Below are 21,003 nucleotides of genomic sequence, written 5' to 3' on the forward strand. Positions count from 1 at the left end.
CTATCTCAGCCCTGTGGCATTCGAGCGCTCGGCCGATTCAGGCTAAACTCGGTGTCCGTCGAACCGGCAGCAGGCCAGCGCGACACGTTCGGCGGCGGCGTCGACGGTGTCGATGTGGTCCTGCAGCACGATCTGCCCGGCAGGGTGATCAAAGCGCTGGCCGGCGAGCCAGGCCCGGTGCGTCCGGCTCCAGGGCCTGCCTTCAAACCTTCGGCCGTGCCGCAGCAGGAAGCCCAGCAGTTGCTGCCGCGCTGCCTTCCCGCTGGCGACGGCCGCCGCTCGCGCACGCACCAAGTCGCGCATGGCTTCGTGGCTGGTATCGGGCACCCAGACCGGCGTGAGCTGGCCCGCGCGGTGCAGGCTCGCCAGCATCACCGCGTCGCGCCGGTCCGTCTTGACCCGGTCGCCCGGCTTGCGTGGGATCTGCGATGGGGCGACGACGATGCAGTCGTGTCCCCGAGCAGACAGCTGACGGTGCACGCCGTAGCCGCAGGGGCCGGCCTCATAGCAAAACCGCAGGCTACGCCCGCCCTTCCCAAGCTTTGCCACCAGCCGGTCGAGCGCCGCCAAATCGTTCTGAACCTCGCCGAGGAACCGCACCTCCCCGTGTCGGCCCTCGTCGGCCACCGCCACTGCAATCGTCGCCTTGTGCACGTCCAGCCCGATGAAGCTGATATCCTCCGCCACGGCCCGCCTCCTGTGCCTGAGGCTCTGCGCAGGACCATCCCGCGCAACCCTCGAACCAGCACATTGTGAGGCGGGTCACCGCCTCACGCGGACATCTGGTCTTTTGCGCACCCTTCGCGGTCTGGCTGTCGATGATCGCCGTCGTCGGGCTGGCTTCGCGTCCGGCCTGCTCGCGCACCGCGACGTAGAGGACGTGGTGGATGCGCTCGATGGTGCCTTCCCACTCCCAGCGCGAGAAGTAGTCCCACACCGTGCTCTTCGGCGGCAGGTCCTTCGGCAGCGCGCTCCATTGGCAGCCGGTCGAGAGCACGTAGAACACCGCGTTCAGCACCTCGCGCACATCCACTCTGCGCGGCCTGCCGCCGTGCTTCGCGGGCCGGATCAGCGGCGCCACCAGCGCCCATTCCGCATCCGTCAGATCAGACGGATACCGCAGGCCACGCCGATCTGCCGCACGCCGATGCTCTGCCGTCCACGCCATTGCCTGCCCCCGCGAATCGTCCGCAGGGCCAGCGAATCACATCCGATTCAGGCGATTCAATTCCTTTCCGGATGGGCTCTTCGATCTCTGTTACGACCACGTCACCGCCTAGAGTACCCAGGCCGCAAGGGCGCTTTGCGTTCAAGACGTGGGCCAACGTTTAGCGGGCTTGCTACCGCAGCTTGAGCATCATGCCCTCGTCGCAGTCCGCGCTACCATCATCTTCGGTCAAAGGCTGACAAGTTGACGGTGCCCCGTGAGGTTTTCATGGCCTGCAGCCCGCAACATCCCAACCGTCCTCAAGTCAATCCCGGGTGGCCAGCCCGTTCCCGCCGGCGGCGGTCGCCGCATGCCGCGGTCGATCGTCCGCCTCCCTCACCGCGGCGCGGCGGCGCGGCCGCCCCTTCGCCGGAGGGTGAGCAGTCGGGATAATCGGGTCGGCGGCCGCAGTCACACGCCTCAGCCAAGTTGTGCAGCGCGGCGGCCACGGCCCGGAGGGCCGCCGCCTTCGCCTCCAGTGCTGCCACGTGCTCGAGCGCCAACCTCTTCACCTCGCTGCCCGTGCGATTTGGGTTGCGCCACAGCCCGAGAATTTCGCCGATCTTGTCCAACGGGAGGCCGAGGTCACGGGCGTGGTGCACGAAGCGCAGCGTGCAAATGTCGGCCTTGTCGTAGATGCGATAACCAGCCTCGGTGCGGTCCGCCGTCGGGACGAGGCCGATGCTTTCGTAGTGGCGGATCATCTTGGCTGACACGCCAGATGCAGCAGAGGCCTCGCCAATGTTCACGGCCCGCTCCCCTTTGCCGGTGCGGTCACGCCGGAACGCCGCTCGGTGCGCGGTGGGCTTCACCCGCGCCGACGAGCGGCATCGCCTCGGAGGCGCCTGCGCTCGCCGCCATAGGTGGGCGGAAGGCGCGCAGGCGCAGCGCGTTGCTCAGCACAAAGATGCTGGACAGGCCCATGGCTGCGGCGGCCAGCACCGGGGAGAGCAGCAGGCCGAAGGTCGGGTACAGCAGCCCCGCCGCCACCGGGATCAGGGCCACGTTGTAAGCAAAGGCCCAGAAGAGGTTCTGCCGGATGTTGCGCATCGTTGCCTGTGACAGGGCGATCGCATTCGGCACGCCCCGCAGGTCGCCCGACATCAGCACCACGTCGGCGCTCTCGATCGCAATGTCCGTCCCGGTGCCGACGGCCAGTCCGACGTCCGCTGCCGCGAGCGCCGGGGCGTCGTTGATGCCGTCGCCGACGAAGGCGACCTTCCGCCGCCCGCCGTCCTTCAGGCGCTCGACCACCGCCACCTTGCCGTCCGGCAGCACTTCCGCCACTACCTCGTCGATGCCGAGGCGCCGCGCGATCGCATCCGCTGTGCGGCGGTTGTCGCCGGTGACCATAGCGACCTTCAGGCCAAGGCGGTGCAGCGCCTCCACCGCCGCGGGCGTTGTCTCCTTGACCGGGTCGGCGACCGCGATCGCGGCGGCGAGCCGTCCGTCCACCGCGGCGTAGAGCGGCGTCTTGCCCTCGTCCCCGAGGCGCACCGCGGCTTCGGCGAAGGCGGCCACGTCGTGGCCGAGCCGGGCCATGTAGCGGTCTGCCCCGACCTCCACCCGACGCCCTGCCACGATCGCGGCAACACCGTAGCCCGGCACCGCCTCGAAGTCCTCGGCCTCGCCCAGGGACAGTCCACGGTGCCGCGCCGCCTCGGCGATCGCCTCGGCCACCGGGTGTTCGGAGCGCGCTTCGACGGCGGCGACCAGCGCCAGCACCTCGTCCGCCTCAAAACCCGGAGCGGGATTCAGGTCGGTCAGCTCGGGCCGGCCCTTCGTCAGCGTCCCGGTCTTGTCCACCGCAACCACCGCGGCGTCACGGAGGCTCTGCAACGCCTCGCCCCTGCGGAACAGCACGCCGATCTCGGCGGCGCGGCCGGTGCCGACCATTATCGAGGTCGGCGTCGCCAAGCCCATGGCGCAGGGACAGGCGATGATCAGCACCGCGACTGCGTTCACCAGGGCGAAGGTCAGCGCTGGGTCTGGTCCGAAAGCCAGCCAGATCCCGAAGGTCGCGGCCGCGGCCGCCATGACAGCAGGCACGAACCACATCGTCACCCGGTCCACCAGCGCCTGGATCGGCAGCTTCGCACCCTGCGCCGCCTCCACCATGCGGACGATCTGCGCCAGCACCGTATCGGCGCCGACGGCAGTTGCGCGGAAGCGGAAGGCTCCGGCCTTGTTCACCGTGCCGCCGACCACCCGCGCGCCCGCCTCCTTACGCACCGGCACCGGCTCGCCGGTGACCATGCTTTCGTCCACGAAAGAGGTGCCGTCGAGCACCTCGCCGTCGACCGGCACCCGCTCGCCGGGGCGCACCAGCACGACATCGTCGGCCCGGACCTCACCGACTGGGACCTCCAGCGCCTCACCCCCGCGCTCGACGCGCGCGGTCTTGGCCTGCAGGCCCATCAGGCGCCTGATCGCCTCTGAGGTGTGGCCCTTGCTGCGCGCCTCGAGATAACGCCCGAGCAGGATTAGCGTGGCGATCACCGCCGCGGCTTCGTAGTAGACGTGGCGGGCGTCCGCGGGCAGCAGCGCGGGCGCGAAGGTGGCCACCGCCGAGTAGGCCCACGCCGCGCCGGTGCCAAGCGCGACCAGCGAGTTCATGTCCGGCGTGCCGCGCAGCAGGTTGGGCCAGCCCTTGCGGTGGAAGCGCAACCCGGGACCGAACACCACGAGCGTGGCGAGGACAAACTGCAGATACCAGGAGGCCCGCATCCCGATGGTGGCCTCCACCAAGTCGTGCACCGCCGGCACCAGCTCCCCACCCATCTCAATTGCCAGGACAGGCAATGTCAGCAGGGCGGCAAATAGCGTGGCGCGCCCGAGGGAGCGCTGCTCGCGCTCCCGTCCCTCGCGCTCACGCTCCTCGCGAGCTGCGGCGGCCTCGAGTGCAGCACGGCGGGCCGCGTAGCCGGCACGGTCTACCGCCATCTCAAGCGTGGCGGGATCCAAGCCGCCGACGTGGCGGACCACGGCGCGCCCGGTGGCAAGGTTGACCGAGGCTTCCCGCACCCCAGGCACCGCGCGCAATGCGCGTTCGATGCGTCCAACGCAGGATGCGCAGGTCATGCCCTCGACAGAGAGGTCGGTCGTCTCCTCCGGCACCGCGTAGCCTAGCCGCTCGACCGCGGCCGCCAGCGCCGGCAGGTCCGGCGCGCCCTCGAGGCACAGCTCGGCCCGCCCGGTAGCCAGGTTGACGGCAGCCTGCGCTACACCGGGCACCGTAGCGAGCGCCTTCTCGACGCGGCGCACGCAGGAGGCGCATGTCATACCCTCGACCGGCAAGGAAAGCGCGGCGGGCGGCAGGCCGTTGCGGATCGCGAGGTTTGCTTCAGGAGCCATGAGCTTTCTCCGCGGTTTGGATCGTCGGACCTGAGGTGGTGCTTCCCACCATGACAAGGTCAAGGCGGTCGGCCTGCCGGCCCGGATTCGGGTGCCGGAGGTGGAAGCGCCGGGCGGCACCACGAGGTTTCGCGGTGCCGGTCCCCTACCTGCCTGCCGCTCTTCCAGCGCTGCGCTCACCCTGCCCCCTTCACCGCCGCCCGCCCTGTTCGCCTCACCGCCGCGGCGTAGGGGCGACGACGGGTGCCACACCAGTGCCCTCCGGCAGGTCAAGATGCCGTCGGATGGCGCCGACCAGTTCCGGGCTGTCCCACTCGGCGGGGCCGATCTTCCGGGCAACCTCCCGCCCGTCTCGATCAATGAGCAGCGTCGTCGGAATACCAACCGCATTGAGCGCACGCGACGCCGCGCCAGTTGGATCCACATAGATGTTCAGGGAGCGGAGGCCGATTTCCTTGTAGAATACCTCGACGGCTGGTGGGCCGCCGCGATCGATGGATAGCGCCACCACCTCGAATCCATCACTGCCGAGCGCGGCCTGTAGCCGGTCCAGCGCGGGCATTTCCACCCGGCATGGGACGCACCAGGTCGCCCAGATGTTCAGCACGACTGCGCGGCCGCGGAAGTCCTCAAGGGTCAAGATTCGTCCCTCGGCGGTGACGAAACGCAGGTCCGGCACCGGTCGCGGCGAGTCGAGCGGCACGAGCGTGAGGCGGTTCGCCAGCGTACCGGACGTTGGGACCGCGGGCTGTTCCGGCAGTCGCGGCGTCGTGGGGATCATGACGAAGGCCAGTACCAGCACGGCCGTGACGGTCCCCGCCACAGCTATCCCAAGCGCGAGCCGGCGCGCGCTGGTGCTGCCGCTGCATGTGTGGATCACGACCCCATGCCCTCTCGACGGAGGCGCTCGACCAAGGACAGAATCGTGTCCTCCAACACCTGTGGCGTCACCGCACCGATGTGCTTGAAGGCGATCCGACCGTCGGCGCCAACGACGCAGGTTTCGGGCAGGCCGTACACGCCCCAATTAATTGCAGCCCGACCGTTCCGGTCCGCGCCTGTGCGAGTGTACGGGTCGCCCATCGCGTCCAGCCAGCCAGCCGCGTCGTCGGGCGCGTCCTTGTAATTTGGGTTATGCACTGGCACGACGCCCCGCTGCGCGAGCCGCATCAAGTGCGGATGCTCCTCGCGGCAAGCGACACACCAGGAGGCGAAGACGTTGACCAGTGACACTTTTCCGCGCAGGTCGGTGTCCGACAGGCCAAGGCGCCGTCCCTGGACAGGCGGCAGGTCAAATCTGGGTACAGTCTTGCCGATGAGGGGCGAGGGAACCAACCTCACATCGCGTCCAAGACTTACTGCGAAGCTTGCGGCGAGCCCGCCAAACACCGCAAGGGGCGCGAACAGGATGGCGCGCCGATGCCAGTAGCCCGGCCGTCGCCCAGCATCGGCGGGCGCACGGTGCGTGGCGCCGACCGGCGCATCGTTCGGCATGATGCCAATGTCAGAGCTCGTATTGCGGGAGGCTGTCATGCTCGAGTGCTCCTCTCCTGCCGTTCAACCAATCAATGCCAGGGCGGGGAAGGTGCGCAGCATCCAGGCCCCAAACCGGGTCAAGTCGCCAGTGATCATCGCCATGCCCATCGCCACCATCCCCGCGCCAGCTATCCGTTGCAGCCAGAGGCCAAAGCGTGCGGTGCGCCTGACGCGGGCGAGCAGCGCGGGCAGGTATAGCGCGGCGAGCAGGAAGGGCACGCCGAGCCCGGCGGCGTAGGCCGCGAGCAGGGCCACGCCGTCCGCCGCGCCGCGGGCCGCCGCCGCGGCCGCAAGCACCGCCGCCAGCACCGGACCGATGCAGGGCGTCCAGCCAAAGCCGAAGGCGACCCCCACCAGCACCGCCTGGGCGGGCGTACCGCTTCGAGCGCAGGGCGGAAGCGGAGGTCGCGCAGCAGCGGCACGGGAAGGCGCAGAAGGCCCATTTGCATCAGGCCAAGGATTGCCACCAGGATTCCGCCGACGACCGTGGCCTCGGTACTCCAACGTCGCAGCAGGCCGGAGAGGCCGGTGGCACCGGCGCCAAGCGCGACGAAGACCGCCCCGAAGCCGAGCACGAAGAACAGGCCGAGGCGGAAGGTCCGGCCGCGCCGCGCCTGCGCTCCGGCGAGGTCGGTGCCAGCGATCCAAGCCAGGTAGCCCGGTACCAACGGCAGCACGCAGGGCGAAAGGAAGGAGACGAGCCCCGCCCCAAAGGCCAGCGTCAGGCCAAGCGGGGAGAGGTCGATGTTCAGCATGCGCAGCGCCGGCCTTCAGTGATCGCGGGTGCGTGACTCCGCCGACGGCCTCCATTGCGGCCGTCGCTTTAAAGGGCGTGCGCCGCGGCTTCACCTGGGCCGTAGACAGCGACACCAGACGCGAGGTACCGATGAGCACCAGCAGAAGCGATGACACCCGGACCCGCCGAACTTTCCTTTCGGTCGAGGGCATGACCTGCGGCAGCTGCGTGCGCACCGTCGAGCGCGCGCTCGCCGGCGCCCCCGGCGTCGAGCGGCCCGTCGTGGATCTCGCGCGCAGCTGCGCCGTGATTGAGGGCTCCGCGCACCCCGAGAAACTCGCCGCGGCCGTCGAGGCCGCCGGCTATACTGCCCGGATCCTGCCGGAGGGCGAGACCGAATGGCCCGACCTGCCGGCGAACGAGCGCCGCCGCGGCGGCTGCTGCGGTTAAATTGCTTCCGGCGGCGCCCTGGGCGATCGGGTGCGCCGCTGTGGCCAATGCGCATCGCCGCGGCCATCCGGTGGCGGTCATAGCAGGCTCCGCAGCCGCCCCCAGAGGCCCTGCGGCGGAACCGGCCGAGGCAGTGGTGGGGCTTGGGCGTCGCCGTCCTCGTCGTGGGTCAGCGCGTTCAGGTACAGGGCGAGGTTCGTCGGGTTGAAGTCTAGGCCGTGGAACTTCGCCCTGAGCCGGCCCTCGCGGTCGATCACGTGCGTGACGACGGCGTGCATCTGCTGGCCGCCCCCCGTCGGCACGAAGACGAGGCCGAAGGCCTGGGCCAGCCCAACGGTTTCCTGCGGTCGTTCCGGCCCGCTCGTCAGGAAGGTCCAGTTGGCAGGTTCGAGGCCGTGCGTCTCGCCGAAGCCTCGCATCACCTCAGGCGTGTCGTGCTCCGGGTCGGTGGTGATGGTAACGAAGCGCACCTGCTCGCGCATGGGGGTGAGGTTCACCATCTCTTGGATGCGCGCGATCAGGTCCGCGTGCAGCGGGCAGGCGTCCGGACAGCTTGCGTAGATGAAGTGGAGCACCACCACCTTGCCGCGCAGGTCGGCGAGGCCGACCGGCCGCCCTTCGGCGTCCTGCAGCGCGAAGTCCGGCGCGGGGCGCGCCTCGAAGGGCTGGAAGAACTGCTCGCGGTCGTGCAGCCGGCCTTCGACCTCCTTCATCGAGTGGGCCCCGGCCGGCCGCGGCGGCAGGGCCAGGACGGCGGCGGCCGGAAGCGCCGCGCCCAAGGCGAGGAGGACCGCGCGCCGCCGCCTCACGCCACGCCCCGTTCCCGGCGGTGGATAGGCGCCGCCGCGGTCGCCGCCGCGTCCGCGGTCGCGTTGGCGTTGGCGGTCCCGCCGCCCGCCCCCTTACGCATCATGCAGAGGCCGAGGCCGCACATCACGAGGCAGGGCAGCACGCTCAGCAGAAGCGGGGCAAGGCCGGCGGCCACCAGCCAGCCCCAGCCGCCGAATGCCGCCGCGCCGCCCAGGGCCACGACCGCCACGGCGGCGAGCAGGATCTTGCGGTTGGCGAACCACCGCCTGGAGGACGAAGCGGCGCCGCAGCAGCCCGCGGACGAGGAAGGGGAAGGGGAAGGGGAAGGAGTGTTGGTCGCTGTTGTCTGCATGGTCGATCTTCTTGGTGAGGGGCAGGGGTGGACGTCGGGTGGTGTCAGGAGCGACCGGCAGCCGTGCCGAGGCGCTCCTCGCGCCGGCGACGTATGTCCGGCGGCCAGGTGCTCTTGATGAAGGCGATGACGGCTGCAATCTCGGCCTCCGTCAGCACGCCCTCGAAGGCGGGCATGTCGCTCTCGTAGCCGGGCAGGATCCCGGTCAGGCTCTTCCGCGTCAGCTCCATCAGCTGCGCGTCCGGGTGATGCCAGGTGTGCCCGGTGGCGTCGTGGGGCGGAGCGGGTAGGCGTCCGTCGGGCCGGCGCGCCTGCCAGTTCGGCTGCCCCTCGAGGTTCGCGCCGTGGCAGGACGCGCAGCTCTCGGCGTAAACGCGCCGGCCAAGCGCTACCTGTGCAGGGTCGCCCGCGTCGGCAATGGCCGGTGCCGAAGGTTCAAGCCAGCCGAACCCGAGCGCCGCCGCTCCGAGTGCGCCGGCGGCGCCGAACGCGAGCGCGCGGCCCTTGGTCATCCGCCCCGCCGCCCGAACACATACTTGGCCAGAGCGGCGACCGCGAGGACGAGCAGGGCGAGGAGCAGGAGCCCGACCAGCCCCATGCCCCACATCATCGCGGTTCCCATCGTCCCGCCGCCCATCATGCCGCACATCATCGATGTCTCCCGCTGTGGAACGGCCGCGCCCGGCCCTCGGCGGCGCTACTCGACCGCATAGACCGCGGGCTCCGCCGCCGGATCCCGTGGGATCGTGTAGATCGTGAAGGGCGCGGCCTTCGGGCCGCCCATGCCCGGGGAGCCCATCGGCATGCCGGGCAGCGAGATGCCGCGGATGTCCGGGCGCTCGGCGAGCAGGCGGTTCACGGGGCCGATGGGCACATGGCCCACGACGGTGTACCCATCCACCATCGTGATGTGGCAGCCTTCAAGTGTCGGCGGTACCTGCTGCTGTCGGCTGATCAGCGCGAGGTCGTGGCTGGGCAAGACCCGTACCTCGTAGCCGTTCTCGCGCAGGTAGGCTGCGTAGCCCTCGCAGCAGTCGCACTGCGGGTTCTTGTAGAGCGTGGCCTCGCGCGACGCGGCCGGGGGTTGAGCGGCGGCAGCGCGGACGGGCCGGGTCAGCGGGACGGCGGCGGCGGTGGCGGCCAGGACGGCGCGGAAGGTGGCGCGGCGGGTGGTGGGCATCATTCGCTGGTTCTCCTCTCTGGGTTTCGGTCAGGCCACACGGACCAGACCCATCATCCCCGCGGCCTGGTGCTCGAGGACGTGGCAGTGGAACATCCAGTCGCCGGGATTATCGGCGACGAAGGCGATCTCGACGCTTTCGCGCCGCGGGATCAGGACGGTGTCCTGCCACTCGCGGTGGCGGGTCGGGACGCCGTTGCGGGCGATCACCCGGAAAGAGTGCCCGTGCAGGTGCATCGGGTGCGGCCAGGCCGTCTCGTTACGGATCTCTAGCAGATAGGAGGCGCCGCGGCGCAGCACCGCCAGCGGCTCGTGCACATGGACGCCGGGCGCAGCCGCGGTCCCGTTGACCGTCCAGATCAGGCCTCGGCGCATCATCTCGCGCGCGTCCAGCCAGCGCCCGTCCACGAGCGCGCCCTCGAGATGGTTCATCATCCCGCCGCCGAGCACTACCGCATGCCGCTCGGCCCGCGCGAGGTTCGGCTCGGGGACCGGGTTGGCGGGCAGGGTGGGGATCGGCGCTGTGGGCGGACGATCGCGCAGCGGCTCCGCACCGTAGGCGATCTCGAGCAGCCTGTACTCAAGCTTGGCGTAGTAGGTGTCGAGCACACGGGCACGCGCCCCCGGCCGGCCGGTCATGTCGAGCACCAGATCCACGCGCATTCCCGGCCCGACCACGACGCGCCCGTCCTCGGGCGCGTGCGGCGTAACCGGCTGGCCGTCGAGAGCGACGACCACGGGCTCGTGCCCTTCGAAGACCAGACCAAAGATGCGCGCATTGGCGGCGTTGACCAGCCGCAGCCGCAGCCGCTCGCCAGACCGCACCGCGAAGCCCCCGTCCGTGACGCGGCCGTTCACCGTGACGGTGTTGCCGACGCGGCCCGTCATTCCGGCCTCCATGGCGTTGCCGAAGCCGCCCGCGATCTGTGCGTCCTCCAGCAGACGCCAGTCGTCGAGCACCCAGGTGACGTCGCGGTCGATCGTGCGCGGTAGTTCGCGCTCTTCGATGACGAGTGGGCCATAGAGGCCGCGCTCCACCTGCTCAAAGCTCCGGACGTGGGGGTGGTACCAGTAGGTACCGGCATCCGTGGCATCAAACTCGTAGGCGAAGCTCTCTCCCGGTGCGATCGGGGGCTGGGTTAGGTGCGGCACGCCGTCCATCGCATTCGGCACCCGGAGCCCGTGCCAGTGGATCGTAGTCTCCTCCGGCAGACGGTTCTCCAGCACCACGCGCAGCCGCTCGCCCTGGCGGACTCGGATTTCGGGGCCCGGGACCCGGCCGTCGTAACCCCAAACTGTGGTTTCGGGCTCAGAGTGAGGCGGGCCGGCAAGGGCCGCACGCCCGGGGCGCGCGATGAGCCGGATGGTGCTGCCGCCGGAGACGGCGCTATCGGCGGCCCGGGCGACGGCGGGCACTGGGCGGAGGCCAGTCGCCGAGAAAGCGGCCGCGCCGCCTAGCATGAGGAACCTGCGGCCGAGCATCGGCAGGCGGGAAATAGGCATGATGATATGACGTCCTTCCGCGAGTGCGGATAGCCAGCCGCCCGCACGAGCGGGCGGACAGGCGGCAATGGAGGCCCGGCGCCGACACGCGGCGCGGTTCCTTAGCTCAGGACGATGATTCTGGGAGGATGAAGGTCGGGCGAACCAGTCAGCCCGGCCGGGGCGAGCACAGCTGGGATGGGCTCGGCCAGAGGTGGAACGAGGAAAACCAAATGCGGGCCGGCGGGCGGCGCCATCGGAGGCACGGCACAGAGTGCCGCGCAGGAAGCTATGGCGGAGCCGGGGTCGTCGTCGCCGCACCCGTCGCAGCCAGGCATCTGCGTATCAGTGAATGGGGCCGCCGCCATGGCAAGGTTCATGGCCGTCGCGCTGGCAACGTGCAGCACCGTCCCGGCCGCGAGGGCCAGAATCAGAGCGAGCAACACCGTGCGCAGGAAACCATGCATGGACCTTAGATAGTGCGGCGTTGGCGCCGCGTCGACTCCCGAGTGCGAATTCCACGCGATCGTGGGCGGTGATCCCACGATGCGCCGCCACAGTGACCACCTTTCGCAGCATCTGCTGCAGGACCGCGAGATCGTCGGGCGGCGTGTCGAGGTCGCTTTGCACGCATCAATGATGCCGGATGCCGCCGCGTCGACTTAAGTGTTTTCAGCAAAATCCCACTGCTGCTACCCCGGCCAGCTCCGGCCTGCGGCGCGACACCGAGGCCAGCAACGGGCGTCCCCGGTAAGCGGAACCCATAGAGGCTGTGGGCATGTGCGGGCGCTTCACGCAGCGGTACACCTGGGCAGAACTCCACGCGCTACTCGACCTGATCGGGTCGCCTCGTAACCTCCGCCCTCGCCACAACATCGCGCCAACGACCAGCATCGACATGGTGCGCGCCGGCGAGGCCGGCCGCGAGCTCGCCGCGATGCGCTGGGGCCTGATCCCGGCCTGGTGGAAGAAGTCCGCGCAGGAGGTGCCGGCGACCTTCAACGCTCGCGCCGAGACGGTGGCGGAGAAGCCGATGTTCCGCGACGGTTTCAAGCGCCGCCGCTGCATCATCCCGGCGTCTTGCTTCTACGAGTGGACCGGCGGCAGGAAGGACCGCCAGCCGCACCCGTTTACAGCTGCGGACGGCGCCTCGGTACCCGGCCTCGGCGAAGGAGGTGTTGAGCTGCACCATGACCGTGTCGGGCGCCAGGACGGGACGCTCGGGGCGGAGGCGCTCCACCCGGCGCGCGCCACCGCGCTGCGCGAAGGGCCGGTGTCCAAACGGAAGAACGCCACCAGTGTAGCGACGATGATCCGGCGCTGCTCGAGCCCCTGAGCCCATCACAGGACGTTACTCGCGCCGTGCAGTAGAAGCTGGCCATGACGGTATTTCAGCCACCGCCCGCGTCGCCGTATGATGAGCTTGGTGCTCCATCCGGTTTACCGCCATGAGAGGCATCGACGCAGTGACCATGTGCGAAGTCAGCGAGGGTCTCGATTATCCGGCACTCCCCGACCACGCCACCTTCGCAGCTCGTCGCCATGCGGACCAGCTCGGCGCGAAGTGCCGCCAGTCTGCGAAGGCGCGCATCGATTTCAGCAATCTGTTCCGTCGCCAGGGCATGGGCCCGCGTGCAGTCGGCATCCGGCTGGTCCGCAAGATCAAGGAGCGCCCGGATCGCGTCGCTTTCGAAGCCAAGCTCCCGCGCATGGCGGATGAAGCCAAGGCGGCGCAGATGCGAGGCTCCGTAGGCGCGATGGCCACCCGCGGTACGTGCTGGTGGCGGCAGCCATCCCTCCTGCTCATACCACCTGATCGTCGTCGCTTTGACGCCCGTGGCACGGGCCAAGTCACCGATAGCGTAGGTCTCCATCATCCGCCTTCTGAGCCGCGGGTTTCCAGGAACCGCGCGAAGGCGGCGAGGGCCTTGTCGCTCGCGTGGTGTTCCAGTCCCTCGGCATCCGCCTCCGCCGTTTCGGCGTCGAGGCCGACCGCCAGCAGGAAGCGGACCATCAACTCGTGCCGTGCGCGGGCGGCGGCGGCGACCGCAAGTCCGGCCTCGGTCAGGAACAGGCCGCGATAGGGTTTGGTCTCCACCAGCCCATCGCGCTGCAACCGCGACACCGTTGCCGCCACCGTGGGCTGCGCCACGCCCATCCGGCGGGCGATGTCCACCGCGCGCGCCTCGCCCTCCTCCGCCAGCAGGTCGGCGATCAGTTCAACGTAATCCTCCGCAATGGCCGTCCGGTCCGCCTCGCGCTGCTGCGCAAAGCGAGCGGCCTGGTCCTCGGCGGGCGGCAGACGTTTGGGAGGCGCGCTCGTCATGGGTGCCCATGATGCCGGGTGCAAGCCGGTGCTTGCAATCTTGCAACAGCTTGGTAGTTTAGCATTAGCTTAATTCTGAAGTTTGTGCTGACTCTGGTTGGCTTGGCAAGAGGATGTAGCGCGATGTTCTCAATACCGAAGCGACGCCTGCTGGCAGGCGCAGGCGTGTCGCTAGGGGCCATTGCCGCCCCGCTGGCGGCCAGTGTCGCCGTGCGCACCGCCCTGGGCCAGGCGGCGCAGCCCCCTGCCGCATCGCAGGGCGGGCATCAGGCTGGGCATGCAGCTGGGCACGGCGCTCCAGGTATGGAGGGCGAGAATGCTGTGGTCGGACAGGTCGATCACGCCCGTAACGGCTTCGATCCGCACGAAATCCTGACCGATTGGGATGTCGGCGAGGTCTCGATCGATGCGCAGGGCCGCCGGGTGCGCGAATGGGTGGTGACCGCGGTGGACAAGGAGGTGGAGGTGGCGCCCGGAGTGATGTTCCCGGCCTGGACCTTCAACGGCCGCATCCCCGGCCCGACGCTGCGCTGCACCGAGGGCGATCGGCTGCGCATCGTCTTCAACAACGGCAGCGCGCATCCGCACACCATGCATTTCCACGGCATCCATTCCTGGCGCATGGACGGCGTGCCCTATGCCGGGCTGGTGCAGCCGGGCGGGACCTTCACCTATGAATTCGAGGCGAAGCCCTTCGGCTGCCACCTGTACCATTGCCACGCGATGCCGCTGAAGCGGCACATCCACAAGGGCATGTACGGCAGCTTCATCGTCGATCCCGACCCGTCGCGGCACCCGGATGCTGTTGCCGTCGCCGAGTCCCGCCTGCTCGGCTCCGCCCGCAACGCGGAGTGGCAGGAGATCATGATCTGCATGAACGCCTTCGACCTGAACTTCGACGATGAAAACGAAATCTATGCCGCCAACACCATCCCCTTCGCCTACCAGCAGAAGCCGATCCGCATCGAGCGTGGCCGGAAGCTGCGCATCTACCTGTTCAACATCACCGAATTCGACCCGATCAATTCCTTCCACATCCACGGCAATTTCTTCGACTACTACGACACCGGCACCACGCTGACGCCGACGCTGCGCACCGTGGACACCATCATGCAGTGCCAGGGCCAGCGCGGCATCATCGAGATGGACTGGTCCGAACACGAGCCTGGCCAATACATGTTTCACGCTCACCAGTCCGAGTTCGCCGAACTCGGCTGGATGAGTCATTTTGAGGTGGTGTGATGACGCCCGACAACATGCAGGCGCCCGTCCTCCGCGATCCCGCCGCGTCTCGAGCGCAGCCCTGGCGCACCGCCGGCTGGCTGCTGTTGCCGCTCGTCGTCCTCGTCGGCATCCTCGCCCTGCTGCTGATCGCCAAGCCGCTGGAGCGCCTGACGGAGGGAGCCCCGCCGGTTGAGCTCGCCAGCATCGAGCGGGTGCGGCTGACGCCGGGGTTGATCTCGCTCAGCGTCCGGGCTGACGGATCGCAGCCGGTCAGCGTCGCCCAGGTGCAGGTGGATGCCGCGTTCCGCAGCTTCACCATCGACCCGCCGGGGCCGATCGGCCGGCTCGGTTCGGCGCGCATCGACATCCCCTATCCCTGGGTCGCCGGCGAGGGCCACACCATCGTCCTGCTCTCCTCGAGCGGCGTGCCGTTCGAGAAGGTGATCGAGGTGGCGACTGCGACGCCCGTTTGGGACGGCCCTACGCTCGTCATGTTGGCCATTGTCGGCGTGCTGCTCGGCATAGCGCCGGTGGCGACCGGGCTGCTCGCCTTCCCGGCGATGGGCACGCTGGGCGCGAATGGCATTCGCTTCGTGCTTGCTCTGACCGTCGGCCTGCTCGCCTACCTGTTCTTCGATACGCTGAGCGAGGGCTTCGAACAGGCCGGCAAGGCGCTGGCACGGCTGCGTGGGCCGGCGGTGGTGCTCGTCACCATGCTGGTCACCGCGGGTGCGCTGACCATGATCGGCCGTCGCCACGGGCGCGCGCCGGAAGGCGTCGCGCTGGCCACCTTCATCGCTTTCGGCATCGGCCTGCACAACCTCGGCGAGGGCCTCGCGGTTGGCGGTGCGATTGCGGCCGGGGAGGCGGCGCTGGCCACCTTCCTGGTGATCGGCTTCACCATCCATAATGTCAGCGAGGGGTTCGCCATCGCCGCGCCCCTGGTCGGCCGCAAGCCGCGCTTCCCAACCTTCCTGGGCTTGGCGGTGCTGGCCGGTCTGCCAGCGGTGCCGGGTGTCTGGATCGGCGCGCAGGCGATCAGCCCGTTCTGGATCGCAATCTGCTTCGGCATCGGCGCCGGTGCCATCCTGCAGGTGATCGTCGAGGTGACCAGCATGATCGCCCGGCGCGGCGGCGCTGCTGCGTTGCTCTCTCCTGCCGTTCTGGTTGGCATCGGCGTCGGCTTGGCGGTGATGTACCTGACGGCGCTGTTCGTCTGAAATGAAGGAGGTTTGTCATGCTTCGCCGCCGCACCGTTTTGGCTTCGACTCTCGCCGCGACCGCGACGGTCGCCTCGCAATCATCGCTGGCCGCGGGCGATCTCACCCGGCAGGATCCGATCCTCGTCAACGTCGAACTCGGCCGGCCCGACGGGCGCCATGCCTTCGAGCCGAACGAGCTGACCTTCGAGACCGGCAAACTCTACCGGATGGTGCTGCGCAATGTCAGCCAGGCCCCACACTACTTCACCTCGAACGACTTCGCGGCACGCATCTTCACCCGCAAGGTCCAGGTGGTGCAGCAGGTCAACGGGCGCGAGACCGTGCTGGCAGAGTTCAAGGGCACGATCAGCGAGATCGAGGTGTATCCTGACCACGCCGCCGAGTGGTGGTTCGTGCCAGTCGGCACGGGACGGATCACCGACCTGCGCTGCGGTATTCGGGCGCCCGACGGACGCACCCATGCGGAGCACGGCATGACGGGCCGGATCGAAATCCTGTAGCGCGCCGCGCTTGCAGTTGGCCCTGGGCTGGGCGACGGCGGCGATAATCCTCAGACTGAACAAGAAACTTCTGTACTGCGCCGCCTTCAAGGAGTCAGGCTCAGCGGGCCGGCGCGTGCAGCGCGTCGACCATCGGCGGGTGACGGTGGCGGCGGGCGCCGCCTTTGAGATGCGGGTGGTCCGCCGGCAGGTCGACATGGATGTGTTCCACCGGCAGTTCCTCGGCCGCACGCCAATGCGCCGCGGCGAGTGCGACGCCGGCCCCGGCTAGCACTGCCATGGCGGCGAAGGCCCAGAGCATGCCCGTGGTCGCGCCGAGCCAGCCGGCCAGAGGATAGGTCAGCAGCCAGCATCCGTGGCTGAGGGCAAATTGCGCAGCGAACAGGGCCGGCCGGTCCCCGGCATGGGCGGATCGCCGCAGCAGCCGCCCCGAAGGGGTGAGCACCAGCCCGTTTCCGAGGCCGAGCAGGACCCACAGGATCAGCAGCGGCGCCCAGGCACCCATAGCGGCGGGTGCCACCGCCAGGCCAAGCACCAGCAGGGCGGCGCCCGCCAGCATCACCGGTCTGTCCCCCTTCTGCTCCACCAGCCGCGGTACCAGCAGCGCCGAGAGGATGGACCCGGCGCCATAGGCCGCGAGCGTCCAGGCCACCTCCGTATTGCCGAGCCCGAGGTTGCCGCGCACCAGCACCACCGTGTTGACGATGACCATGGCGCCGGCCGCCGCCACCGCGAGATTCAGCGCCAGCAGCCCGCGCAGCCGGGGTGTCGCCAGATACAGGCGCAGACCGCGCGTGGTGCGCGCCCATGCGCCCTCGGCGGCCACCGGCTGCGGCGTCGGCAGGACCACGGACAGCACCAGCAGGGCGGAGGCGCCGAAGCCGAGGACGGTGCCGGCGAACAGCCAATGGAAGCCGATGGCGGAAAGCAGCGCGGCCGCCAGTAGGGGACTGGCCAGCGCCTCCATGTCGTAGGCGAGGCGGGATAGCGACAGCGACCGCGTGTACTCCGCTTCCTCCGGCAGTACGTCCGGAATGGTCGCCTGGAAAGTCGGCGTGAAAGCGGCCGAGCCGGACTGCAACAGGCCGATCAACAGGTAGATCTGCCAAATTTCGGTGACGAAGGGCAGCGCCAGCGCGACCAGCGCCCGCACCAGATCGAGCACCACCAGCAACGTCCGGCGCGGCACCAGGTGCACGAAGGCGGCGGCCACCGGCGCGATGCCCACATAAGCAATCATTTTGATAGCCAGGGCGGTGCCAAGCACGGCTCCGGCATTGGCTCCGGCGAGGTCAAAGGCCAATAGTCCGAGGGCAACCGTCAGCAGGCCGGTACCGACCAGCGAGAGGATCTGCGCCGCGAAGAGCCGCGCATAGGTGGGGTTGGCGAGCGGGCTGAGCATCTCAGGTAGACCGTCGCGGCGAGGCGATGCGTGGTGTCATGACGCGCCTCACAGGTATTTGGTGATGGCCTTGAATGCCTCGATGGGACCGCGTTCGGCGCGCGGCAGGGCACCGACGGCATTGTCCAGGCAGTGGTCGAGATGATCGTGGATCAGCACGCGCTTGGCGTTGGCAATCGCGGCCTCCACGGCATGGAGTTGCTGCGCGATGTCGAGGCAGGGCCGGCCTGCCTCGATCATCTCCACGACGCTGCGGAGATGGCCTTCCGCGCGCTTGAGGCGCTTGACGATCTCCGGATGGGAGGTGTGGGTGTGGGTCGCGCTCATGATTATCCTATCCCCCTGGTGAGGATAAGCCGTGCCTGCTAGGAATGCCAGCTCGGTTGGCAACGCCCTTCGGATAGGGCATCGGGGCGGCGGGGGGGGCAGGCTTGGTCGTTCGGTTGTTGCTGGTCCTTCTTCTCGCGCTCGGCATGGCGGTGGCACCGCAAGGAGCGGTGCCGGCATCAGCGGCCACCGCCACCCATGGGCCGGATGGCGCCGATACGCCGGGACACGCGCATGACAGCGGCCAAGCGGAGCATGCCGCGCCGGATCATGTGCATGAGGCATTGCCTCCCCATCCTCGGCTCGCCGCACCCGGCACCCTGCTACCCGCGCGGGCGCCCCTCTGGCCGGCGATCTCCCTGCGACCGCCACCGGTAAGCCGGATGGAGCGGCCGCCGCGCGGCCTGGCCTGATCGACGGCGTCGTCGCCTCCGGCGGCCTTCCCACGCAACAGATTGGTGCAATCCATGAAATTTCCCGTACCGGGCGTCCCGCCGCGAGAGCTCGTCCCCGCCCTCGCCCTTTGCCTGCTGCTCCTGGGTGCCAGCGTGCAGGCGCTCGCCCATGCGGTCGCCGAAGGCGACAAGGGCTACATCCAGGAAATCGCGGGCATCAACCTGCTGCCCTTCGTCTATCTCGGGGCCAAGCACATGGTCACGGGCTACGACCACATCCTGTTCCTGTTCGGGGTGATCTTCTTCCTCTACCGGCTGCAGCACATCGCCATCTACGTCAGCCTGTTCGCGCTCGGTCACTCAACGACGATGCTGGCCGGCGTGTATTTCGGCATCGGCGTCAACAGCTACCTGATCGACGCGATCATCGGCTTCTCCATCGTCTACAAGGCGCTCGACAACCTCGGCGCCTACCAGCGTTGGTTCGGCGTACAGCCGAACACCAGGGTCGCAACGCTGATCTTCGGCTTCTTCCATGGCTTCGGCCTGTCCTCGAAAATCCTAGACTACGACATCGCGCCGGATGGGCTGCTGCCCAACCTGCTTGCCTTCAACGTAGGCGTCGAAATCGGCCAGCTGCTCGCGCTTGGCGCCATCCTGATCGCCATGGGCTTCTGGCGCCGCAGCCCTTCCTTCCTGCGACATGCCTACACCGCCAACGTCGTCATGATGACCGCCGGCTTCGTGCTGATCGGCTACCAGCTCACCGGCTATTTCGTCTCCTGAGGAGCACCCAACATGTACAACACCGACCTGCCGACTCGCGCCGAGCTGCCCAGCACGCGGCAGCTCCTGCGCTCCACCACCATCGCCGCCGCGACGGCCGCGGCCCTTCTCGTGATCGTGGTGCTGCCGGCCGAATACGGCATCGACCCGACCGGGCTTGGCCGCCCGCTCGGACTGACCGAGATGGGCGAACTCAAGGCCCAACTCGCCTTGGAAGCGGAGGCTGATGCGGCGTCGCCCGCGGCTGTACCGGGGCCGACCTCCGGCCTGCTGGGCACCGTCTTCGCCCGGCTGGTGATCGGCTCCGCAGCCGCCCAGACGCCGCCGGCGGCGCGATCCGACGAGACCACGCTCAGCCTGCGCCCGAACCAAGGCGCGGAGGTAAAGCTGGAGATGCGCCAGGGAGCCCGTGCCCGCTTCGCCTGGACCACGACCGGCCCGACGAATTTCGACATGCATGGTGAGCCGCCGAACCCGGGCCGCAATGCCGCGCGTAGCTATGTCAGCGGCCGGAACTCTTCGGGTGAACAGGGTGAACTGGTCGCCGCCTTCGACGGCACGCATGGCTGGTTCTGGCGCAACCGTTCGGGACGGGATGTCACCATCACGCTGACGACCAGCGGCGACTACGCCCGCATCATCCGGCCCTGATCATGGCCAAGCGCTCGCCTGATGGGCGCCGGTGACGCAAGCCGGGGTGCGTCCAATATGCTCGGCGCATCTCTGCAACGACAGAAAAGATAAGGGAACGCCCCATGTCCATACTTCGCCGCTATCTGCTGCTTGCCTCCGCGGCCACGCTCGGCGGCACCGCGCGGGCGGCCGAGCCGGTCCGCGTCACTGTCTGGCGCGACCCGTCCTGTGGCTGCTGCAGCGGCTGGGTTACGCACCTGCGTGCCGAAGGCTTCGCCGTGGATGATCAGGTAACCGAGGCGCTCGGCGTCGTGCGGCAGCGGCTTGGCACGCCCGCCGACCTGCTGTCCTGCCACGCCGGCGCGGCGGAAGGCTTCGCCTTTGAGGGCCATGTCCCCGCCGCGGCCATCCGTCGCCTCCTGGCCGAACGCCCGGCTGGGGTGCGCGGCCTAGCGGTGCCGGAGATGCCGATGGGGTCGCCGGGTATGGAAGTGCCGGGGCAGCCCACTGACAGCTATGACGTCATCGCCTTCGGCGAGGCACCGCACCGCCCCTACATGCGCTTCCATGGCGCCCTGCCGGCCTAAGCTGGGCCGCCTTGATGGCCAGCGAGGCGACAATCCGGCTCGGCGTGTTCCTCGGCGTTCTGGCGCCATGATCCTCCCGAGCGGGTTTGGGCGCGCGGCCCGGTGCGTCCACTCGGCTGGTGGCGCCAGCTTGGGTGGTGGGCGTTGCGATTTGGGCGGAAGTGCAAGACGTTTGCTTGCTGCCGGACCTGGACACTCCTTCAGGGCTTACGTAGACTGATGGATCGTCTGGAAGACGTCCAGGATGCTCGATTATCCAGAAATGTACGTAACCTCTTGAAAAATTGGAATTCTGTAATGCGTGACATCGAGTACGCGATCCGCTAAGGCCACCCCTGTATGATCGCCAAAGCAGCATCCTTCATGGTTTGCATCGGCCGAGGGCTATCAGTTCTCGTCTGCGCGATCATGCTGTTGACTGCGGTACTGCCCACGCACACTGCCAGTCAAGCTGCCACGCCTAGCTCAGCATTGTCGCAGATCATGGTGACAG

24 protein-coding genes and 3 pseudogenes are annotated in these 21,003 nt (G+C 68.8%); 8 read left to right on the plus strand and 19 right to left on the minus strand.

The window, feature by feature from the left end; translation table 11 throughout:
• Positions 1–84: 84 nt before the first annotated feature.
• From J3S20_RS28525 to J3S20_RS31020, 8 genes and pseudogenes are all read right to left on the minus strand, one after another.
• Positions 85–687: pseudogene (locus J3S20_RS28525) on the minus strand (IS110 family transposase); the annotation flags it as partial.
• A gap of 82 nt (positions 688–769) precedes the next feature.
• Positions 770–1,168 (minus strand): annotated as a pseudogene (locus J3S20_RS28530) (IS5 family transposase); the annotation flags it as partial.
• 299 nt (positions 1,169–1,467) lie between these two features.
• On the minus strand, positions 1,468–1,956 hold the full coding sequence (locus J3S20_RS28535) for a MerR family DNA-binding protein (protein ID WP_343215326.1): 489 nt from the start codon (positions 1,954–1,956) through the stop codon (positions 1,468–1,470).
• Between the two features lie 25 nt (positions 1,957–1,981).
• On the minus strand, positions 1,982–4,561 hold the full coding sequence (locus J3S20_RS28540) for a heavy metal translocating P-type ATPase (protein ID WP_246603376.1): 2,580 nt from the start codon (positions 4,559–4,561) through the stop codon (positions 1,982–1,984).
• Between the two features lie 214 nt (positions 4,562–4,775).
• A complete protein-coding gene (locus tag J3S20_RS28545; protein ID WP_343215327.1) occupies positions 4,776–5,363 on the minus strand; it encodes a TlpA family protein disulfide reductase in 588 nt (195 codons plus the stop codon).
• A 74-nt stretch (positions 5,364–5,437) separates the two neighbouring features.
• Positions 5,438–6,094 carry a DsbE family thiol:disulfide interchange protein gene (locus tag J3S20_RS28550; RefSeq protein WP_246603377.1) on the minus strand — a complete coding sequence of 219 codons (657 nt, stop codon included), beginning with the start codon at positions 6,092–6,094 and terminating at the stop codon, positions 5,438–5,440.
• Between the two features lie 24 nt (positions 6,095–6,118).
• Positions 6,119–6,451, minus strand: coding sequence for a cytochrome c biogenesis protein CcdA (locus J3S20_RS28555; protein ID WP_343215328.1), 333 nt, complete (start codon positions 6,449–6,451; stop codon positions 6,119–6,121).
• Positions 6,452–6,567: 116 nt separating this feature from the next.
• Positions 6,568–6,852 (minus strand): annotated as a pseudogene (locus J3S20_RS31020) (cytochrome c biogenesis CcdA family protein); the annotation flags it as partial.
• A 131-nt stretch (positions 6,853–6,983) separates the two neighbouring features.
• On the opposite strand from J3S20_RS31020, the gene J3S20_RS28560 reads away from it, so the two are divergent.
• A complete protein-coding gene (locus J3S20_RS28560) occupies positions 6,984–7,283 on the plus strand; it encodes a heavy-metal-associated domain-containing protein (protein ID WP_216840331.1) in 300 nt (99 codons plus the stop codon).
• Positions 7,284–7,360: 77 nt separating this feature from the next.
• Here J3S20_RS28560 and J3S20_RS28565 read toward each other — a convergent pair whose 3' ends face one another.
• The 7 genes from J3S20_RS28565 to J3S20_RS28595 all read right to left on the minus strand — a co-directional run bounded on the left by J3S20_RS28565 (position 7,361) and on the right by J3S20_RS28595 (position 11,574).
• Positions 7,361–7,996, minus strand: a complete 636-nt coding sequence (locus tag J3S20_RS28565; RefSeq protein WP_216840332.1) for an SCO family protein — start codon at positions 7,994–7,996, stop codon at positions 7,361–7,363.
• Positions 7,997–8,088: 92 nt separating this feature from the next.
• Positions 8,089–8,445, minus strand: coding sequence for a hypothetical protein (locus J3S20_RS28570; protein ID WP_216840333.1), 357 nt, complete (start codon positions 8,443–8,445; stop codon positions 8,089–8,091).
• A 44-nt stretch (positions 8,446–8,489) separates the two neighbouring features.
• Complete coding sequence (locus J3S20_RS28575; protein WP_216840334.1) at positions 8,490–8,957, minus strand: c-type cytochrome; 468 nt, start codon at positions 8,955–8,957, stop codon at positions 8,490–8,492.
• Positions 8,954–9,097: a hypothetical protein gene (locus J3S20_RS28580; protein ID WP_216840335.1), complete on the minus strand. Its 144-nt coding sequence runs from the start codon at positions 9,095–9,097 to the stop codon at positions 8,954–8,956. Before J3S20_RS28580 ends, J3S20_RS28575 begins: the two co-directional genes overlap by 4 nt.
• Positions 9,098–9,142: 45 nt before the next feature.
• A complete protein-coding gene (locus J3S20_RS28585; protein ID WP_246603378.1) occupies positions 9,143–9,628 on the minus strand; it encodes a DUF411 domain-containing protein in 486 nt (161 codons plus the stop codon).
• A 27-nt stretch (positions 9,629–9,655) separates the two neighbouring features.
• Positions 9,656–11,128, minus strand: a complete 1,473-nt coding sequence (locus tag J3S20_RS28590; RefSeq protein WP_216840336.1) for a multicopper oxidase family protein — start codon at positions 11,126–11,128, stop codon at positions 9,656–9,658.
• 101 nt (positions 11,129–11,229) lie between these two features.
• Positions 11,230–11,574, minus strand: a complete 345-nt coding sequence (locus J3S20_RS28595; RefSeq protein ID WP_216840337.1) for a hypothetical protein — start codon at positions 11,572–11,574, stop codon at positions 11,230–11,232.
• Between the two features lie 311 nt (positions 11,575–11,885).
• Here J3S20_RS28595 and J3S20_RS28600 point away from each other — a divergent pair, with 311 nt between their 5' ends.
• Positions 11,886–12,443: an SOS response-associated peptidase gene (locus tag J3S20_RS28600; protein ID WP_216840338.1), complete on the plus strand. Its 558-nt coding sequence runs from the start codon at positions 11,886–11,888 to the stop codon at positions 12,441–12,443.
• Positions 12,444–12,498: 55 nt separating this feature from the next.
• On the opposite strand, the gene J3S20_RS28605 is transcribed toward J3S20_RS28600, so the two are convergent.
• On the minus strand, positions 12,499–12,984 hold the full coding sequence (locus J3S20_RS28605) for a MerR family transcriptional regulator (protein ID WP_216840339.1): 486 nt from the start codon (positions 12,982–12,984) through the stop codon (positions 12,499–12,501).
• Positions 12,981–13,433 carry a manganese-binding transcriptional regulator MntR gene (mntR, locus tag J3S20_RS28610; RefSeq protein WP_216840340.1) on the minus strand — a complete coding sequence of 151 codons (453 nt, stop codon included), beginning with the start codon at positions 13,431–13,433 and terminating at the stop codon, positions 12,981–12,983. The genes J3S20_RS28605 and mntR overlap by 4 nt, the downstream gene beginning before the upstream one ends.
• 303 nt (positions 13,434–13,736) lie before the next feature.
• On the opposite strand from mntR, the gene J3S20_RS28615 reads away from it, so the two are divergent.
• From J3S20_RS28615 to J3S20_RS28625, 3 genes are read left to right on the plus strand one after another with little or no spacing between them, the layout of a single operon-like run.
• Positions 13,737–14,675, plus strand: a complete 939-nt coding sequence (locus J3S20_RS28615) for a multicopper oxidase domain-containing protein (RefSeq protein ID WP_216840341.1) — start codon at positions 13,737–13,739, stop codon at positions 14,673–14,675.
• Positions 14,675–15,877 (plus strand): ZIP family metal transporter, encoded by a 1,203-nt coding sequence (locus J3S20_RS28620; protein ID WP_216840342.1) that lies wholly within the window; start codon positions 14,675–14,677, stop codon positions 15,875–15,877. The genes J3S20_RS28615 and J3S20_RS28620 overlap by 1 nt, the downstream gene beginning before the upstream one ends.
• Before the next feature lie 17 nt (positions 15,878–15,894).
• Positions 15,895–16,380, plus strand: a complete 486-nt coding sequence (locus tag J3S20_RS28625) for a cupredoxin domain-containing protein (RefSeq protein WP_216840343.1) — start codon at positions 15,895–15,897, stop codon at positions 16,378–16,380.
• 100 nt (positions 16,381–16,480) lie between these two features.
• Here the strand turns inward: J3S20_RS28625 and J3S20_RS28630 are convergent, their stop codons facing one another.
• Together J3S20_RS28630 and J3S20_RS28635 are read right to left on the minus strand one after the other, a co-directional pair.
• Positions 16,481–17,782: an MFS transporter gene (locus tag J3S20_RS28630; protein ID WP_216840344.1), complete on the minus strand. Its 1,302-nt coding sequence runs from the start codon at positions 17,780–17,782 to the stop codon at positions 16,481–16,483.
• Positions 17,783–17,830: 48 nt separating this feature from the next.
• Entirely contained in the window at positions 17,831–18,109 is a 279-nt protein-coding gene (locus J3S20_RS28635) for a metal-sensing transcriptional repressor (protein ID WP_216840345.1), read from the minus strand.
• A 467-nt stretch (positions 18,110–18,576) separates the two neighbouring features.
• Between J3S20_RS28635 and J3S20_RS28640 the strand changes: the two genes are divergently transcribed.
• The 3 genes from J3S20_RS28640 to J3S20_RS28650 all read left to right on the plus strand — a co-directional run bounded on the left by J3S20_RS28640 (position 18,577) and on the right by J3S20_RS28650 (position 20,510).
• Positions 18,577–19,290, plus strand: coding sequence for a HupE/UreJ family protein (locus J3S20_RS28640; RefSeq protein ID WP_216840346.1), 714 nt, complete (start codon positions 18,577–18,579; stop codon positions 19,288–19,290).
• 12 nt (positions 19,291–19,302) lie between these two features.
• Entirely contained in the window at positions 19,303–19,941 is a 639-nt protein-coding gene (locus J3S20_RS28645; RefSeq protein WP_216840347.1) for a transmembrane anchor protein, read from the plus strand.
• A 104-nt stretch (positions 19,942–20,045) separates the two neighbouring features.
• A complete protein-coding gene (locus J3S20_RS28650) occupies positions 20,046–20,510 on the plus strand; it encodes a DUF411 domain-containing protein (protein ID WP_216840348.1) in 465 nt (154 codons plus the stop codon).
• Positions 20,511–21,003 lie beyond the last annotated feature (493 nt).

The organism is Falsiroseomonas tokyonensis, from assembly GCF_019024325.1.
GTDB classification, from domain to species: Bacteria; Pseudomonadota; Alphaproteobacteria; order Acetobacterales; family Acetobacteraceae; genus Falsiroseomonas; species Falsiroseomonas tokyonensis.